Source organism: Asticcacaulis sp. P2_B1, from assembly GCF_056404915.1.
In genome coordinates this window covers 42,592-58,898 of sequence record NZ_JBFUDD010000004.1, presented here as the reverse complement: position 1 = coordinate 58,898, position 16,307 = coordinate 42,592, and the positions used below count along the sequence as shown (strand labels likewise).

The window sequence follows — 16,307 nt, the reverse complement described above, 5'->3', positions numbered from 1 at the left end:
CGTTTCGGGGGCGCCGTATCTGATAGCGCTATCATGAAATGACACCGGTCTCTTTTTTGTCAAATGGCATTCGCCAAAGAGGACGTTCCGAAGCGATTTTGTCCCGAATGGTGGATAAATATGTCACATTGTGGGTGATTATCTGACCTAAAAACCCAGGACATCGCCATTCAATGGCATGGCATCATGAACGGACTTGGCTTCACCGGCGGTCAAATGCATATCGGACTCCCTGTTCAAGGCGTCGCTTTCCGTGCCGCGTCCGGCCAGGGTGAAGCCGTCGATCTCGAACGGCAGCCCCTCGGAATCGGCGAAACCGACCGAATTGGAGACATGAATATGCAGATGCGGCGCCCCGGCCTGACCGGTATCGCCCAAATGCCCGAGAACGTCGCCGCGCTTGACATGGTCGCCGATCTTCACGGCCACACTGCCCGTGTTCAGATGGGCATAGTGCACGAACACATTCGGCGCGATCTCCAGGATGACATAGTTGCCATAGAGCGCCTTCGGTGTCAGGTCGCCGGAGGGATCTTGCGCCGCCAAAGGATCATGCGCCGGTACGCCGTCCTGGACGTCGCGCACGACACCGTCGGCGACCGCCAAAACCTCGCGCTCGAACCCGGCCCAATCCGTCAACCGGCTTTGCGCCAGCTTGTCGATCGGCACGGCCACCGCGTGGCCCTTGGCATCGAGCCCGAACAGGTCGATGGCATAGCGCTGCGGGATGGTCAGCCGGCCATTATCGGCGATCAAACTGCCCCAATGGTGCGACTGCGCGTTGCCCGGTCCTTCGTCGGCCAGCCACAGCCCGCCGCGCAGGGGAGGACCGATAATCACGGGCGGCGTCGTATCGACAGGAACAGGCACGCCGTCGACGGTCTGCACCGCGCCCGACGGCGCCTTGAACTCCAAATGATGAGTCAAAATCCGCGGCGCGGCGGCATCCTTGGGCAGGGTCAGCCAGATCAGGACCACCGCGTGTCCACCCGCCTTGATGGCCAAGGTTTTATCAGGCTCCAATTCGACGCCCGGCGGCAACAGGGCAGCAAGATCGGCACCGGTAATGTGCGCCAACGGCTTGGCCGAACCATCGGCGAACACCTCAACATCGCTGAGCTTCAACACGCCCGTGCTGTCGTAAAAATTCCCGAGCTCGATTTCGTAAGCCAGATGCCGCAACCCGTCGCTGGCGGGCACGACCTGCGGCGCAAACACCAGATGCGCCTCGACCGGCGCCGTCTCCGCTCTGGCGTTTCCCGCACCGAGAGCCAACAACCCCGCCAGCGCCAAACCCCGGCCGATCTTTGTCATCCCACCCATGCCACCGAACTCCCGAACCGAAGGCCCCATGACCTTCGGTAACCCGTGCACGCTATGTTGTTGCCGATGAAATCACAAGGGGCGGCGCGTAGCTTAATTCAGTGAAAACCCCCACGGCAACCCCAACCGGATCTCATCCTGAGGCAACGCAATCTGCTCGGAAACGCACAGATCGGCGTCGCCGGCGCCATCCAATCGCAGTTGCGCCGAGCCGGCACAGACCGGTCGAACCGGCTTGGCCGGAGCGCTGAAGCCCTTAACGACGCAGCTATCGGCGCCCCTGACCACGACCGTCTGTGCGCCGGCGGGGCAGGTGGGCGCGGGCGCCACCACCAAGCCGACACAGCGAGCGACCAGCCGGGGCCCGGCCTGCGCCACCATGCCCGCTGGCAGCGAGCTCCCGGGTGCGGCCTGGGTCTGCAGCCAATAGCCGGCCGGGCAGGTGGCGGCGCGCAGGGTCGACAGATCTGGCGCAGGGCCGACACTGGGTATTTGGGCAGTGGTGGACAGCGACGCGAACACCAACAGGGCCGGCACGGCGAAGGATAGGCGACGTGTGATGTGTTTCATTGTGTCCCTCGTTTTTCAAATTAAACTATTGTAAATATGAAATTATTTCTCGCATTTGACCATGTCGCAAATTGTTGCAAAGGGTGGAATATGGCTGCCGGCCGGCGCCGAGCTGCGAATATCCGTGGCTATGGATATTGACCTTCTTCCGTCCACCCTGTGATGCGGGGCGGCGGGTTTACAGATCCGTCTATTTGACTTTCACCGAGTCATAGTGGCTAGCGGCCGAGAACAGCCTATTCATTCTTATGCCTCCCTGCCCCCGGGCGGGGCGGTGCGTCGTGAACGTATATCGTTCACAGCGACGGGACCGCACGACGAAAGCGCAGCTTTCTAGATGCGGCGGTGGGGTGCCTTGCTGCAAAAGCCACTTGAGGTCCGTCGATGGCCCCACGCACACCCGAAACTGTGCCCACAACCCGCCTCTAAGAGCGCTATAACAGGCAACAACGCGCAAACCTCCCCCGCTAAATGGGTGTAAATGGGTGAATAGGCCGGCCCCGCAGCCCGATAAGGCGGTCTAAGGTCACGCGTCTTTCGGCCGACAGGGTAGATTGGGCGGCGTTCGCGCAGTTCCAACCGGCGAAAATCCGCCCGCAATGAGCCGAAACACACCTGTTAAACCCTGATAACAGGCCCAAAAGGGAGGAAATACGGCGGGCGAAGGTCGCGATTTAGATACTGACGGATCAGAAAATAATTCTGAGCCGTTCGTCAGTTGACTAACAGACAAATTCGCCGATCTCGATAATATCGCCGTCACGCAGCGCGAATTGTATATCTTGCTTTGCGCATAACTCTTCCGCGGCTCGGAATATATGAATATCCACTAATTGCTTTTGGCGTCTGGCATTTGAATAGAAAAATTAACGTGGTGGCTCATCCAGCGTGAACGGAATCTCCGGATAGCTACCATCGTAAGGCTCTATCGAAACTGAAAACGCTTCCTCATATTTTAATATCGCTTCGCCGAGATTCGTGACCAAAAGTTCAAACGCAGGTTCGTCTCTGGGCTCATAATTTCCCAGCTCTTTGCGGCGATCGACGAGTCTGGGCCAATCTGGTCCGTACATGCCAATTTTCAAAATGAAGCCTCCAGTGTGATTATCTTTGCCAAGAGTTCGAAACGGAGTTCGGCGAAGCAAAGCACAGCCAATCCCTCTCTGTCCGCCGCTAATCTTCCGGCGGCAGGGCATAGCGCTGGATATGGAAATACCCTTCGGACAAGCTGACTTCAAGAACGCGATTGATAAGGTCGCTGTCAGCGTGCACAGCATCCAATGCTTGCCGGAAAAGCTCGATTTGCAGGTCAAGGTCCATACCTTGGCCGTTAAGACAGATCAGTCCGGCATGGATGGCTACATCGGCATATTGTCCCTTGCTGCCCGGCTTTGACGCAGAGCCACGGAAGTCCACTGAATTCTTAGTCACGAATGTCCAGTCACCGTTCAGGATAACAGGCTTAAGTTCCCAATCCTTGCGGCCTGCCAGGCCCAGCCAGACAATGTGCGAACTCTCGCCGTAGCCCTCGGCCTGTGCGATTTTGGCAAGCTCAGGTGAAAGACATTCATCAATCAGGAATTTCATCCGGCCCTATCGGTGTCGTGCAACACGGCGGTCTTCCACCATCATTACGCCAGTCAGACGCTCCTTGCCGGCACGTGGCCGCCCCTGCAATGGATTGGCTTCGGCATAGAGCACGGCCAAATCGATCTTGTTTGCGTCAAGCGAAGGGTAGGCCCCAAGAATGCGCTCGTGCGATATACCGGCGGCAACGGATGCGGCGACATCATGCACAGGAACGCGGCTGCCCTTGAAGACGGGAACGCCGCCGAGAATGTCCGGATCACTAGCGACCATCTCGCGCGCCTCGGCCAGACGGCAAAGGCGCTCGTCTATTGTCTTGGCAAACGGCGCCAAATCTATGCCGACGGAATCGCGCCAGATCACCCAATCCGAGGGTTTGGCCTTTGGCGCGCGCCATCGCTTCAACAATTTGCTGGCGCTGGAGATAGTCAGCTTGCGTTCGTCGGCCGTAAGTTGACTCGCGGTCTGGTAATAGAAGGCGATGAACATGCAAGCGTCGGACGACAACCAGCGACCATTGACGCGCGACACCATAGCTTCCGGCAAGATATGTTCGTCGATGACGCGATTGACGTTGCGCAGGCCGACTCGCGAAACTGCCGCTACCTCTGTGGCGCTCAGCAAGTCCGCTGTCATGCTCATCTCCAAAAAGTCTTCCGATGGAGCGGAATATAATCAACTTTGGTGGATTTTTCAATCTCTGTGTTTGCGAGGATATCAAAGAAGGGAAGCAAGGGAGAATCGGTCGGTGCTTAGAGAGGGATTGGCTGCGCTGCGGTCCGCCGAACCTGCGTGCCTGCGGCACTCCGGTTACGAACCCACTTTTTCCTTCGAGGGTTCGAACCCCTCGACCGATAGTCGTAAAAAAAAAGGCCCCCTCGCGGGAGCCTTTTTTAATGGCGGACAGAGAGGGATTCGAACCCTCGGTACGCTTTCACGTACACACGCTTTCCAAGCGTGCGCGATCGACCACTCCGCCACCTGTCCATCCATCAAATCGCACCGGGTCAGGGCGCGCGGAAGGCGGCCTTTATAACGACACGACGACGAAGAGCAAGCCCTTTCGGCAGGCTTTTTTTGTAACCATATAAAGGCCGTCGGCGTATAACCGTCTCCACAGACAAAGGAGCATCAAATGTTCGGCCTCAAGTCACAAATGGTGGATGCCGCCCAGGCGCTGAAAGGCCGCACTGAGCCCATCCCGACCGACGACACCCACATCGTCCTGCATACCCCGCTGAAAGGGCCCTATCCCGACGGCTTAGAGACCGTCGTCTTCGCCATGGGCTGTTTCTGGGGCGTCGAGCGTAAGTTCTGGCAGGAAGCGGGTGTCTATGTCACCGCCGCCGGCTATATCGGCGGTTATACCGCCAACCCGACCTATAAAGAGGTCTGCACCGGCCAGACCGGCCACACCGAAGGCGTGCTGGTCGTCTATGACCCCAAGAAAGTCACCTTCCAGCACCTGCTGAAGGTCTTCTGGGAAAACCACGACCCGACCCAAGGCTACCGCCAGGGCAATGATGTCGGCACGCAATACCGTTCGGCCATTTTCCCGTCGACTGCGGAGCAATACGACCTCGCCATGATCAGCCGCGACGCCTTTGCGGTCGAGATGCGCGCGCTCGGCAAGGGCGACATCACCACCGAGCTCTTTTTGCCGTCCGACGCCACCAATCCCGACACCGCCCGCCATCCCTTCTATTTCGCTGAAGGCTATCACCAGGGCTATCTCGACAAGAATCCCGACGGCTATTGCGGCCTCAAAGGCACCGGCGCCGTCTGCGCTATCTAAAAACGTTAAATAGCATTTGAAGTAGCCTATTTCTTATGCCTCCCTGCGTCCTTGCGCGGAGAAGGGGACCGACGCGCCCTTGCGCGTTGGTGGTGGGGTGTCTTCCTTCCTGCTTACTTCCAATCACCCTAATCCGCGCTCACATCCCAAGACACCCGCCAAATATCCATGCGGCCAGGGCCTCCCTGGCGGCCCGACGAAATATACAGCTGGCCGCGTTCGCGCCCACTGACACTGGGCCCCAAAGTCCAGCCGGACTCGCCATTCACCGCCGCCGGCAAAGCCTCAACGCTAAATCGCCCGTCGCTCAACGTCCCCAACCACAAGCTGGCGCCTTCGTCCGGATTGTCCGAATGGGCAAAGACGATATGCCGCTCATCCAACCACGCCGCGTCATATTCGTTCGACACCGTGTTCAGGCTGTCGAGCGCCGGCGCGACGGCAGCCGAGCGCGCCCAGACGCCGCCGGTGCGGCAAAACACCATCAAATCCATGCCGCCCTTGCCATCGTGGCCACCCGTCGCCACCATTAAACAGCCATGCGGCATGGGCGTCGGCGCCCATTCGTTTTGCGTCGTATTGATGCCCGAGCCGAGATTGACCGCGGTCCCCCAGTGCCCGCCGCTCAAGGGCGCGAACCAGATATCGTCGCCGCCGACCCCGCCTTCGCGCTTCGAGAAGAAATAGGCGCCGCTGCCGTCCGCCGCGAAGGCTGGGTCGAAATCGTCGGCCTCGCTATTGAAAGCGACCGGTTGCGGCGGCGACCACGTCGCACCGGTCTTGACGCGTTCATAGATATCGAGATCGGACTTGCTGGCGGAAATCACGCCCCACAGCTCGTGTCGGCCGTCCGGGCTGATGCTCAGCCGCACCTCGGAATTGGCCGTCGACACCTGGCCCGGCGCGTAGGCAGTCGGTTGCCCCCATGTGACGGTCTCGGCACGGGTGCCCGCCACCAGCACGCCGCAGGCCAACAGCGCCCATAGACCAGCTTTCATCAACATCACGGCGCGAACCTCCCAGCCTGTTTCACCCATGATAGCGACAGATAAGCCCTCTGTCATTCGCCCGTCTTGCGGTCAATGCGATCTATAATTCGTAAAACGACTATAGTTCGTAATTTTTCTTGACATGACAAAGCGCATTTGCCACGCTGTCGGGTTTCCTGAACCTAAAGCCCCTGAACCTAAAGCCAAGGCAGCCATGTCCGAAATACCCAGGCCGCCACAACGCCATTCCCTGCCGACATATTTCATGATGATTGGAAATATCAGCAAGCCGCGCATGCGTTATGCAGAGGGGCCGGCTTCCCTGCTGACATATTTCTCAATGGTGGGAAATGTCGCCGGTCCAGCACGGTACTCGATTTGGTCTTTACTTTTTCAGCCGGCCGTAACACCTTTCCGGTGGGTGTGTTGCGCGGGCAGGGGCATGTCGAAGGAACTCGAACTCTTTTCACTGGACGGTTTCGGCGGCTGGTTTCGCCGCACCAAAGGCCACGCCTTCGTGCCGGCGCCGGGGCAAAAATGTCTGAATTGCGATACCGAACTGCACGGCCGCTATTGCTCGAGCTGCGGCCAGGACGCCGATATCCACCACCGCTCGATCTTCCATCTTCTGCTCGAGGCCTTCGAGGGCCTGTTCCACCTTGACGGCCGTATCTGGCAGACCCTGCCGCCGCTCTTCTTCGCCCCCGGCAAGCTGGCGCGCGACCTGATGGAAGGCCGCATGGCGCGCCACGTGCCGCCGTTTCGCATCTTCCTGGTCGCCCTGCTGATCTTCATGTTCGCCGCCGAGCACAAATCCGAAGAGATGCGCAAACATGAAGGCTCGTCAGCGGCGGAAAACACCGCCCTGGTCAATATCGACCTCGCCAAGGCCCAATCGAGCCAGGTCAAGGCGGCTAAGGATCCCGACAATGTCATGATTTCGGGCCTCGATCCGCACGCCGAAAACATCACGGTCACGCGGAAAAAGAACGCGGATGGTACGGTCAACACCACGGTCACCCGCAACATCCAGATCTTCGCCATGTCGGACGACGACGCCCGTTTCATGTCCGACATGGTCTCAAAATCCGACCTGCACCCCCTGTGGCTGAAGGCCGACCTGATCAAGGCGCTGAACAATCCCGACGGCTTCTTCCATACCCTGTTCACCTGGGGCCATCGCCTGGCCTTGCTGCTGCTGCCGATCATCGGCCTGTCCTTGGGCCTGTTGTACGCCGGCAAAAAATACCGGCGAAAATTCTATCTTTACGACCACTTGCTGGTGGCGATGAACCTGCTGTCCTTCGTCTTTTTGACCAGCGCCTTCAATCTTGTCCTGCCCAATATCGTCAAGCCGTGGTCGGGCCTGATCGTGGCCCTGTGGACGCTGGTGACCTTCTTCATGACCCTGCGCGGCGGCTATGGCTCGTCGGTCTTCGGCGCCGTTATCAAGTCCTTGATCCTGTGGGCCATGACGGGGATCAGCTTTGCCATCCTGCTGTTGGGCGTGATGTTCATAAGCCTGACCGCGGCGGCCTAATTCGCCTGCCAGGTGAACCGGGGCAGAGTTAACGGCGTAAAAGCCATAACTCACCCCGGATACGTCCCATGACCTTCAAACCGCTGGCGACCGCCACATCCGCCCTCTGCCTCGCCCTGGGCGTCGTCTGGTTTGCCTTGCCGCAATGGATATTGACGCATTGGCGCCTCGATTACGACTATGGCGGCGGCTTCGTCTCGCGGCGCATGGCCTGCCTGTTCTTCGCCATCGCCGTCATCCTGTTCAGCCTCAGAAACACCGTGTCGCGTGAAGCCCGCGTGGCGGCCGGACGGGGCGTCATCACCGCCTGCGCCACCCTGATCGTGCTTGGGCTCTACGAACTGGCCAGCGGCCATGTCGGCTGGGGCATTAGCTTTGCGTTCGGCCTGGAAACCTTGCTGATCCTTGCCTTTCTTGGCGTCGAACGCAGCGAACGCCGGATCAGCTCAACAGGTCACGCAGCACCGCCGGCAACTGCTCGCTGAGGTCCTCGGCGATCAGGCCCGGCCCGAAGCGCCTGGCCGCCTCGGCATGCAGCCAAGCGGCGGCACAGGCGGCGTCGAACACTTCCATGCCCTGGGCGATCAGGCCCGTCGCGATACCGGCCAACACATCGCCAGATCCTGCCGTCGCCAGCCACGCCGGCGCCGCGCGGTTGACGACGACCCGGCCGTCCGGCGCAGCGATAATCGTATCCGACCCCTTCAACAGAACCACCGCGCCGGACGCCTTTGCGGCTTTCAGGGCATCCGCCTCACGGTTCGTCACCTTGCCGAACAGTCGCGCGAATTCGCCTTCGTGCGGTGTCAACAGGACCGGCGAGGCGATGGCCTGAAACAGGTCGCCGGGCGCCTCCTGAAACACGGTCAAGGCGTCGGCATCCAACACACAAGACTTCCCGGCCTTAAGCGCCGCCAGGACCAGGCCGCGCGTGCGGTCATTGATCCCGGCCGCCGGACCGATCAGCACAGCCGTCACGCGCTGGTCGCCGACCAGCTCTGAAAAACCCGCGACATCGCGCACTACCTTGGTCATCACGGCTTCCAGGGGCGTGGCATAGACGATCAGGCTCGACGGATCGCAAGCGACACTGACCAAACCGGCGCCGGCCCGCAAAGCCGCCCTGGCCGCCAATCTGGCCGCGCCCGTCGCCGCCACCGGCCCGCCGACCACGACGGCATGGCCGCGGTCGTACTTGCTGCCGTCGAGCTTCAGGCGGGGCAGGGCCCACAGGTCGGGGGAGTTGTCAGTCATGAAAAGGCACAATCGCTTCCAGGCTCTTCCTGTCAACCCCATGGCCCCAGCGCGCCGCCAATCCGTTATGCAGTCGCACCCAGTCTTCGACCATGGCCGCCTGCTGTTCATAGCCGTACGCACCATAGGACCGGCCATCCAGTTGGTACCGGTAAACTCCACGTTCGCGCAGGATATAGGCCCACAAGGTCATGCCGTTGGCATATTGCCAGACATGGACCAACTCGTGCGCCAGTAACGACATGGCGACCGCATCATCACTGAAATCGGCCTGCAGCCTGGGCCAGAAGACGCGTCGCCCCCGCACCACGATTTGCGCCCCGCGGCCGATGAGCATGGCCAACCGCGACACCCAGCTATGCCGCCCAACCAGTTCGACCCCGGCTATATCGACCGCCTTAACCAGACCGGCAGGCAGGCCGGCGATCTCTGTTGCGGTCAATTTGCGTGAATCATTGCCAGTGGTCATCCGTCCTTATAGTCTGCCGCGAAACCTGAGGAAACCGGAATGCAGCTTCTCTTCGAACCCCAGCCGCCCGTTGTCATCCCTACCACGCGCGGCCAGGGTTTTCCGGTCCGCCGGGTCTTCTGCATCGGCCGCAACTATGCAGCCCACGCCGCCGAAATGGGCGGCGACGCCGAACGCGAACCGCCGTTCTTCTTCACCAAATGGGCCGAAACCATCGTGCCGTCAGGCAGCACCATTGCCTATCCGCCGGAAACCCAGAACTATCATTACGAGGCGGAACTGGTCGTCGCCATCGGCAAACCCGGCCGCTATATCACGCCCAGCCACGCCGCCGACCATATCTATGGCTATGCCACAGGCCTCGACATGACACGCCGCGACCTGCAATTCGCCGCCCGCGACAAGGGCCGACCGTGGGACATCGCCAAGAATGTCGAGCAGGCGGCGCCCATCGGTCTGATCCATCCGGCCGACGGTCTTGTCCCCATGAACCGCGGCCCCATCGCCTTGACCCTCAATGGCGAGGTCAAACAGCAGGGCGACCTTGCCGACATGATCTGGCCGGTCGGTGATGTCGTGGCCTATGTTTCGCGCTTTTATCGCCTCGAAGCCGGCGACCTGATCTATACCGGCACGCCGGCGGGAGTCGGTCCCGTCGTGCCCGGCGACGTCATCACCGTGTCCATCGCCGGCTTAAGCGACTGCGTTATCACCATCGGCGAGGCGGCCCAATCATGACCAGCGACGTAAGCAAGAAACCCTTCTACAAGCATCTCTATGTCCAGGTCCTGATCGGTGTCGTCATCGGGGCGGCCATCGGCCTGATCTGGCCCCAGGTCGCGGCCCAGCCTTGGGTCAAGGCCGTCGGCGACGGCTTCGTCAAGCTGATCAAGATGACCATTGCCATACTGATCTTCTGCACCGTCGTTTCCGGCATCGGCCAGGTCAAGGAAGCCAAGCAGGTCGGCCGCGTCGGCGTCAAGGCCATCCTCTATTTCGAAGTCCTGTCGACCGTCGCCCTGATCATAGGGTTGGTGGTTGCCAATGTCGTGCGCCCGGGCGCCGGCCTGCACGCCGCCGGCGACGCCGCCGCCATCGCCAAATATGTTGCGCCGGAAACCCACGAATCCCTGAGCGACTTCTTCCTTAAACTGATCCCCGACACCTTCCTCAGCGGCTTTGCCGAGGGCAATATCCTCCAGGTCCTGCTGGTCGCCGTCCTGACCGGTTTCGCCCTGATGCGGCTGGGTCCTCAGGCCCAAGGCGTGCGCAACCTGATCGACCAGGGTTCGAAGATCATGTTCGACATCATCGGCATGATCATGAAGGCGGCCCCCCTTGGCGCCGGCGCCGCCATGGCCTTTACACTTGGTAAGTACGGCGCCGCGGCGCTGGGCAGCCTGCTGGCCCTGATCGGCACCTTCTACGCCACGGCGGCCTTCTTTATCTTCGTTGTCCTCGGCATCGTCGCCTGGCTGACCGGCTTTTCCATCTTTCGCTTTGTCGCCTACCTCAAGGACGAACTCCTGATCGTGCTCGGCACCTCGTCTTCGGAAAGCGCCTTGCCGGGCCTGATGAACAAGATGGAGCGCCTGGGCTGTTCGCAGTCGGTCGTCGGCCTAGTCATCCCGACCGGCTACAGCTTCAATCTCGACGGCACCAATATCTACATGACCCTGGCATCGCTGTTTATCGCCCAGGCCATGGGCTATGACATGACCCTGATGCAGCAACTGACGCTTCTGGGTGTCGCCATGCTGACCTCCAAAGGGGCATCGGGCGTCACCGGCGCCGGCTTCATCACCCTGGGGGCAACCCTGGCCGTCGTCCATCCCGCCCTGGTACCTGGCATGGCCATCGTCCTGGGGATCGACAAGTTCATGAGCGAGTGCCGTGCCCTGACCAATTTTATCGGCAATGGCGTCGCCTGTGTCGTTATTTCGCGCTGGGAAAACGAACTCGACCGCGAAAAAATGAAGGCCGGCCTGAGCCGCGACGTTGAAGCGACCGAGGCGCCAGAACCCGCTGCGTGAGACCGCGGCGTGACAATGTCGCGCCCAAAGCTCGCCTTATTGTAAACTTATGATCGACGGCGCACACTTGGTACATAATACCGCGCTCAAGGAGACGCCACATGAAACTGACCTATGTCACAACCGTTGCCCTGGCCATGGCTCTTGGCCTGCCTGCAATGGCTCAGGCGCAAAACTACCAGCCCTACAATCAGGGCTATCAGAACGACAACACCAACGACTATGACGGCTACTGCTACGCCCGCAAGAAGAACGCCCAGACCAACGGCACGATCATCGGCGCGGTGGCCGGCGGCGCCATCGGCGGCACCTTTTCCGATACCCACCACAAAGGCGTCGGCACCGCGGCCGGTGCCGTTATCGGCGGCGTGATCGGCAACCAGGTCGGCAAATCGTCCGTCACTTGCTATAACGGCGACTATTATTCCTATCAGAGCGGTTATTACGCTCCGCCGCCGCCGCCGCAAGGCTATGAGACGGTCTATTTCCGCGATCGCCCCGGCTCGAACTATTATCAACATTATCACACCAGCCGACCGGTCTACGCCACCGACAACGGCCAACCGGGCTTTACGCAATATCCCGACCAGAACGACGGCTATGACGACGACGATACGCCGCCACCGCCGCCCGCGCCCTACGATAATGGTCAGCCCTATCATCACTATGGCGACAATTCCGGCTATAATGACGACAGCAACTATCAGGACGGCTATGCCCGTCCGCGCTATGCGGTCGCTGGCTGGCGCGACGATCGGGGCGTCTGGCATAACGGCCGCCCACGCGCCGTCGGTTGGCAGGACGAATACGGCAATTGGCACGTCGGACAGGTCGTGGCCTATGGCTGGCGCGACAACTCGGGTGGCTGGCATGAAGAATCGTCGAGCTACCAAAGCAGCAGCTATTCGAGCAGCGGCTACTGAAAAACGAAACCCCGGGGCGCCGCCCCGGGGTTTTTTCTGGGCGATGCCATAGTGCCCACCGATGAGATCACAATCTTCTGAACGTCTGGGCGATGAAATATTGCCGATATTTGCGTGTATGCGCTATGGTTTGACCGGCATTTAGGGCAATGGGCGAAATATTTTTGTGTTGATTGCATAATGGGCATGGAAAATGACCAAGTTTCATGCGAAACTATGCCTCAAGGGTAGCCACAAAGCCCAAACATAAATGAACAGGTACAGGCAGGAGCGTAGATGTCCAATCTTCCCAGGCTGCAACTCCATATCCCCGAGCCGACGGCGCGCCCCGGCGACGTCGTCAATTTCGAGCACGTCGAGGTTCCGGCCGCCGGCAGCGTCCGTCGTCCCGACAGCGCCGCCCATGAGCGCGACATGCGCGACCTGGCCTATACCCTGGTCCGCGTGCTCGACGATGAGGGCAAGGCGGTAGGGCCCTGGGACCCCAAGCTCGATCCGGCTGTCATGCTGAAAGGTCTGCGCGCCATGTTGCTGACGCGCCATTTCGACGATCGCATGTTCCGCGCCCACCGCCAGGGCAAGACCAGCTTCTATATGAAGTCGACCGGCGAAGAGGCGATCGGCGCGGCGCAATCCCTGTGCCTTGGCGCCGGCGATATGAGCTTCCCGACCTATCGCATGTCGGCCTGGCTGATGGCGCGCGACTATCCGCTGATCGACATGGTCAACCAGATATTCTCCAACGCAGCCGACCCGCTTAAGGGGCGTCAATTGCCGATCCTGACCTCGGCGCGCGACTACGGTTTCTATTCGATCTCAGGCAATCTCGGCAGCCGTTTCGGCCACGCCGTCGGCTGGGCCATGGCCTCGGCCTATAAGGGCGACGACAAGATCGCCATCGGCTATGTCGGCGACGGCACCACGGCCGAAGGCGGCTTCCACGAAGCCCTGACCTTCGCCTCGGTCTATCGCGCCCCGGCGATTCTTTGCGTCACCAACAACCAGTGGGCCATTTCGAGCTATTCGGGATTTGCCGGTGCCGAAGCCACGACCTTTGCCGCCAAGGCCATCGCCTATGGCCTGCCGGGCCTGCGCGTCGACGGCAACGACTTTTTGGCCGTGTGGGCGGCGACGGAGTGGGCGGCCGAACGCGCTCGCACCAATCACGGCGCCACCTTGATCGAGCTCTTCACCTACCGCGCCGCCGGCCATTCGACCAGCGACGACCCGACCAAGTACCGTCCCGCCGACGAGCCTAACCACTGGCCGCTGGGCGATCCGATCGAGCGTTTGAAACAGCACCTGATCATGATCGGTGAATGGGACGACGCCCGCCACGACGCCCTGGTCGCCGAGGTCATCGAGACCATCCGCGCCGCGGTCAAGGCAGGCGAGGCCATCGGCACGCTCGGCAAGTCCAAGCCGCATGTCCGCGAAATGTTCGAAGGCGTGTTCAAGGAGCCCGACTGGCGCCACATCGAACAACGCAACGAGATGGGGATCTGATCATGGCCTTGGATGATACGAACGCCGTCAAGGTGAAGACGATGAACATGATCCAGGCGCTCAACAGCGCGCTGGACGTCACCCTGGACCGCGATCCCGATACCCTGGTCTTCGGCGAGGATGTCGGCTATTTCGGCGGTGTTTTCCGCGTTACTGACAAGCTGCAGGAAAAATACGGCCTGACCCGCTGTTTCGATACGCCGATTTCCGAAGGCGGCATCATCGCCACGGCGGTCGGCATGGGCGCCTATGGTTTGCGCCCGGTGGTCGAGATCCAGTTCGCCGACTATATCCTGCCGGCCTTCGACCAACTGGTGTCCGAAGCGGCGCGCCTGCGTTACCGGTCGAACGGCCAGTTCTGGGCGCCGATCACCGTGCGTTCGCCCTATGGCGGCGGCATTTTCGGCGGCCAGACCCACAGCCAGAGCCCCGAAGCCATCTTCGCCCACATTACCGGCCTGAAGACCGTCATCCCGTCCAATCCCTATGACGCCAAGGGCCTGCTGATCGCCTCGATCGAATGCGACGATCCGGTCATCTTCCTCGAACCCAAACGGCTATATAACGGTCCCTTCGAAGGCCGCCCCGATGTCCAGGTCAAGACCTGGGCCGGCCACGCCATGGCGGAGGTCCCCGAAGGCTATTACACCGTGCCGCTCGGCAAGGCCGCGACCGTGCGTGAAGGCAAGGAGGTCACCGTCCTGGCCTATGGCACCATGGTCCATGTCGCTTTGTCGGCCATCGAGGAAACCGGCATCGACGCCGAACTGATCGACCTGCGTTCGATCGTGCCGCTCGATATCGACGCCATCGTCGCCTCGGTGAAAAAGACCGGCCGCTGTGTCATCGTCCATGAAGCGTCGCGATTCGGCGGCTTTGGCGGTGAGCTGTCGGCCCTGGTCCAGGAGCGCTGCTTCTACCACCTGAAAAGCGCCGTCCGTCGCGTTGGCGGCTGGGATACGCCGTATCCGCACGCCTTCGAATGGGATTATTTCCCGGGGCCGTCGCGGGTGATACCGGCCCTGCGCGCCTGCATGGAGGACTAGTCTATGGGTTTGTTCCAATTCCATCTCCCGGACATCGGCGAAGGCGTCGCCGAGGCGGAAATCGCCGCGTGGCATGTCAAGCCGGGTGACGTCATCGCCGAAGACCAGGCGCTGTGCGACGTCATGACCGATAAGGCCACCGTCGACATGACCTCGCCGGTTTCGGGTACGGTCAAGGCCATCTATGGCGAACCGGGCGGCGTCATGGCCGTCGGCTCCGTCCTGGTCGAAATCGAGGTCGAAGGCGCGGGTAATGCCAAACCGGCGGCTGCGCCTGCACCGGTTGCTGAAAAGCCGAAACCTGCGCCCGTCGTTGAAGCCCCCAAGCCGGCACAAGTCCATGTGCCGGCGCCTATGGCTGCGGCCGTGACCAAGCCGGCTTTCGCCACGCGCCCGGTCGGTGACGCCCCCTTGGCCGCGCCGGCGACGCGCAAACGCGCCCATGAACTGGGCATTCCGCTGCAATTCGTTGCCGGCAGCGGTCCTGCTGGCCGCATCACGCCCGACGATCTCGACGCCTATATTGCCAGCGGCGGTGCCCAGCCGTCGGGCGGCCGCGGTCTCGCCAAACGTAAGGCGGTGCACGAGACCAAGATCATCGGCCTGCGCCGCAAGATCGCTGAAAAGATGCAGGAATCGAAGCGCCGCATCCCGCACTTCTCCTATGTCGAAGAGTTCGATCTGACCGAGCTGGAGGGCCTGCGCAAGGACCTCAATGACGACCGTAAAGGCGATCAGCCCAAGCTGACCCTGCTGCCGTTCTTCATGCGCGGCCTGGCCCTGTTGCAGGCGGAATTCCCGACCGTCAATGCCCGTTACGACGACGAAGCCGGCGTCCTGCACACCTATGACGGCGTCCATATCGGCATCGCCACCCAAACGCCCGGTGGCTTGATGGTGCCGGTTGTCCGCCACGCCGAGGCGCTCGACATCTATGACTGTGCTCGCGAAATGATGCGCGTCACCTCAGCCGCCCGCGACGGCAGCGCCACGCGCGACGAACTGTCGGGATCGACCATCACCTTGACCAGTCTGGGGACGCTCGGCGGTATCGCGGCGACGCCGGTGATCAATGCACCCGAAGTCGCCATTATCGGCCCGAACAAGCTGGTCGAAAGGCCGGTCGTGCGCAATGGCCAGGTCGTCATCCGCACCATCATGAACCTGTCGACCTCGTTCGACCATCGCATCGTCGACGGTCATACCGCGGCCAGCTACGTCCAGCGTCTCAAGCGCCTGATCGAGCGGCCGGCCCTGTTGTTTGTGAACTGA

Annotated in this window: 17 protein-coding genes and 1 tRNA gene; 9 read left to right on the top strand and 9 right to left on the bottom strand. The window is 61.0% G+C overall.

The annotated features are described in order from the left end of the window. Positions 1-147: 147 nt before the first annotated feature. The 6 genes from AC1DX3_RS12195 to AC1DX3_RS12170 all read right to left on the bottom strand — a co-directional run bounded on the left by AC1DX3_RS12195 (position 148) and on the right by AC1DX3_RS12170 (position 4,467). Entirely contained in the window at positions 148-1,323 is a 1,176-nt protein-coding gene (locus AC1DX3_RS12195) for a M23 family metallopeptidase (protein WP_476989568.1), read from the bottom strand. 93 nt (positions 1,324-1,416) lie between these two features. Continuing rightward, positions 1,417-1,893 (bottom strand): hypothetical protein, encoded by a 477-nt coding sequence (locus tag AC1DX3_RS12190; RefSeq protein WP_476989567.1) that lies wholly within the window; start codon positions 1,891-1,893, stop codon positions 1,417-1,419. Between the two features lie 866 nt (positions 1,894-2,759). Continuing rightward, positions 2,760-2,978 (bottom strand): hypothetical protein, encoded by a 219-nt coding sequence (locus tag AC1DX3_RS12185; protein ID WP_476989566.1) that lies wholly within the window; start codon positions 2,976-2,978, stop codon positions 2,760-2,762. An 88-nt stretch (positions 2,979-3,066) separates the two neighbouring features. Then, positions 3,067-3,480 (bottom strand): DUF5615 family PIN-like protein, encoded by a 414-nt coding sequence (locus AC1DX3_RS12180; RefSeq protein ID WP_476989565.1) that lies wholly within the window; start codon positions 3,478-3,480, stop codon positions 3,067-3,069. Positions 3,481-3,486: 6 nt separating this feature from the next. Then, positions 3,487-4,116 (bottom strand): DUF433 domain-containing protein, encoded by a 630-nt coding sequence (locus tag AC1DX3_RS12175; RefSeq protein WP_476989564.1) that lies wholly within the window; start codon positions 4,114-4,116, stop codon positions 3,487-3,489. Between the two features lie 261 nt (positions 4,117-4,377). Next, positions 4,378-4,467 (bottom strand) — tRNA-Ser (locus AC1DX3_RS12170). A 148-nt stretch (positions 4,468-4,615) separates the two neighbouring features. On the opposite strand from AC1DX3_RS12170, the gene msrA reads away from it, so the two are divergent. Then, positions 4,616-5,275, top strand: coding sequence for a peptide-methionine (S)-S-oxide reductase MsrA (msrA, locus tag AC1DX3_RS12165; RefSeq protein WP_476989563.1), 660 nt, complete (start codon positions 4,616-4,618; stop codon positions 5,273-5,275). Between the two features lie 128 nt (positions 5,276-5,403). Here the strand turns inward: msrA and AC1DX3_RS12160 are convergent, their stop codons facing one another. Then, positions 5,404-6,279: a TolB-like translocation protein gene (locus tag AC1DX3_RS12160; protein WP_476989562.1), complete on the bottom strand. Its 876-nt coding sequence runs from the start codon at positions 6,277-6,279 to the stop codon at positions 5,404-5,406. A gap of 427 nt (positions 6,280-6,706) precedes the next feature. On the opposite strand from AC1DX3_RS12160, the gene AC1DX3_RS12155 reads away from it, so the two are divergent. Together AC1DX3_RS12155 and AC1DX3_RS12150 are read left to right on the top strand one after the other, a co-directional pair. Next, entirely contained in the window at positions 6,707-7,804 is a 1,098-nt protein-coding gene (locus tag AC1DX3_RS12155) for a DUF3667 domain-containing protein (protein ID WP_476989561.1), read from the top strand. Between the two features lie 68 nt (positions 7,805-7,872). After that, positions 7,873-8,289, top strand: a complete 417-nt coding sequence (locus tag AC1DX3_RS12150) for a hypothetical protein (RefSeq protein ID WP_476989560.1) — start codon at positions 7,873-7,875, stop codon at positions 8,287-8,289. On the opposite strand, the gene AC1DX3_RS12145 is transcribed toward AC1DX3_RS12150, so the two are convergent. Both AC1DX3_RS12145 and AC1DX3_RS12140 read right to left on the bottom strand, forming a co-directional pair. Beyond that, positions 8,246-9,058, bottom strand: a complete 813-nt coding sequence (locus AC1DX3_RS12145; protein WP_476989559.1) for an NAD(P)H-hydrate dehydratase — start codon at positions 9,056-9,058, stop codon at positions 8,246-8,248. The two genes, AC1DX3_RS12150 and AC1DX3_RS12145, sit on opposite strands and share 44 nt — an antisense overlap. Continuing rightward, complete coding sequence (locus AC1DX3_RS12140) at positions 9,051-9,527, bottom strand: hypothetical protein (protein ID WP_476989558.1); 477 nt, start codon at positions 9,525-9,527, stop codon at positions 9,051-9,053. The genes AC1DX3_RS12145 and AC1DX3_RS12140 overlap by 8 nt, the downstream gene beginning before the upstream one ends. Before the next feature lie 39 nt (positions 9,528-9,566). Between AC1DX3_RS12140 and AC1DX3_RS12135 the strand changes: the two genes are divergently transcribed. From AC1DX3_RS12135 to AC1DX3_RS12110, 6 genes are all read left to right on the top strand, one after another. Beyond that, complete coding sequence (locus tag AC1DX3_RS12135; RefSeq protein WP_476989557.1) at positions 9,567-10,265, top strand: fumarylacetoacetate hydrolase family protein; 699 nt, start codon at positions 9,567-9,569, stop codon at positions 10,263-10,265. Then, complete coding sequence (gene dctA, locus AC1DX3_RS12130) at positions 10,262-11,560, top strand: C4-dicarboxylate transporter DctA (protein WP_476989556.1); 1,299 nt, start codon at positions 10,262-10,264, stop codon at positions 11,558-11,560. The genes AC1DX3_RS12135 and dctA overlap by 4 nt, the downstream gene beginning before the upstream one ends. 101 nt (positions 11,561-11,661) lie before the next feature. Continuing rightward, positions 11,662-12,483 (top strand): glycine zipper 2TM domain-containing protein, encoded by an 822-nt coding sequence (locus tag AC1DX3_RS12125; protein ID WP_476989555.1) that lies wholly within the window; start codon positions 11,662-11,664, stop codon positions 12,481-12,483. Positions 12,484-12,759: 276 nt separating this feature from the next. Next, the gene (locus AC1DX3_RS12120; RefSeq protein WP_476989554.1) at positions 12,760-13,989 is read left to right on the top strand and encodes a thiamine pyrophosphate-dependent enzyme; all 1,230 of its coding nucleotides are present in this window, start codon (positions 12,760-12,762) and stop codon (positions 13,987-13,989) included. 2 nt (positions 13,990-13,991) lie between these two features. After that, positions 13,992-15,035, top strand: a complete 1,044-nt coding sequence (locus AC1DX3_RS12115) for an alpha-ketoacid dehydrogenase subunit beta (protein ID WP_476989553.1) — start codon at positions 13,992-13,994, stop codon at positions 15,033-15,035. A gap of 3 nt (positions 15,036-15,038) precedes the next feature. Then, positions 15,039-16,307, top strand: a complete 1,269-nt coding sequence (locus tag AC1DX3_RS12110; protein ID WP_476989552.1) for a dihydrolipoamide acetyltransferase family protein — start codon at positions 15,039-15,041, stop codon at positions 16,305-16,307.

Bases quoted from the DNA above. Each gene is read 5' to 3' on its own strand.
- AC1DX3_RS12120 (WP_476989554.1), top strand. From the start codon at position 12,760: ATGTCCAATCTTCCCAGGCTGCAACTCCATATCCCCGAGCCGACGGCG.
- AC1DX3_RS12155 (WP_476989561.1), top strand. From the start codon at position 6,707: ATGTCGAAGGAACTCGAACTCTTTTCACTGGACGGTTTCGGCGGCTGG.
- AC1DX3_RS12175 (WP_476989564.1), bottom strand. From the start codon at position 4,116: ATGACAGCGGACTTGCTGAGCGCCACAGAGGTAGCGGCAGTTTCGCGA.
- dctA (WP_476989556.1), top strand. From the start codon at position 10,262: ATGACCAGCGACGTAAGCAAGAAACCCTTCTACAAGCATCTCTATGTC.
- AC1DX3_RS12125 (WP_476989555.1), top strand. From the start codon at position 11,662: ATGAAACTGACCTATGTCACAACCGTTGCCCTGGCCATGGCTCTTGGC.
- AC1DX3_RS12110 (WP_476989552.1), top strand. From the start codon at position 15,039: ATGGGTTTGTTCCAATTCCATCTCCCGGACATCGGCGAAGGCGTCGCC.
- AC1DX3_RS12180 (WP_476989565.1), bottom strand. From the start codon at position 3,480: ATGAAATTCCTGATTGATGAATGTCTTTCACCTGAGCTTGCCAAAATC.
- AC1DX3_RS12135 (WP_476989557.1), top strand. From the start codon at position 9,567: ATGCAGCTTCTCTTCGAACCCCAGCCGCCCGTTGTCATCCCTACCACG.
- AC1DX3_RS12190 (WP_476989567.1), bottom strand. From the start codon at position 1,893: ATGAAACACATCACACGTCGCCTATCCTTCGCCGTGCCGGCCCTGTTG.
- AC1DX3_RS12145 (WP_476989559.1), bottom strand. From the start codon at position 9,058: ATGACTGACAACTCCCCCGACCTGTGGGCCCTGCCCCGCCTGAAGCTC.
- msrA (WP_476989563.1), top strand. From the start codon at position 4,616: ATGTTCGGCCTCAAGTCACAAATGGTGGATGCCGCCCAGGCGCTGAAA.
- AC1DX3_RS12115 (WP_476989553.1), top strand. From the start codon at position 13,992: ATGGCCTTGGATGATACGAACGCCGTCAAGGTGAAGACGATGAACATG.
- AC1DX3_RS12140 (WP_476989558.1), bottom strand. From the start codon at position 9,527: ATGACCACTGGCAATGATTCACGCAAATTGACCGCAACAGAGATCGCC.
- AC1DX3_RS12195 (WP_476989568.1), bottom strand. From the start codon at position 1,323: ATGGGTGGGATGACAAAGATCGGCCGGGGTTTGGCGCTGGCGGGGTTG.
- AC1DX3_RS12160 (WP_476989562.1), bottom strand. From the start codon at position 6,279: ATGTTGATGAAAGCTGGTCTATGGGCGCTGTTGGCCTGCGGCGTGCTG.
- AC1DX3_RS12150 (WP_476989560.1), top strand. From the start codon at position 7,873: ATGACCTTCAAACCGCTGGCGACCGCCACATCCGCCCTCTGCCTCGCC.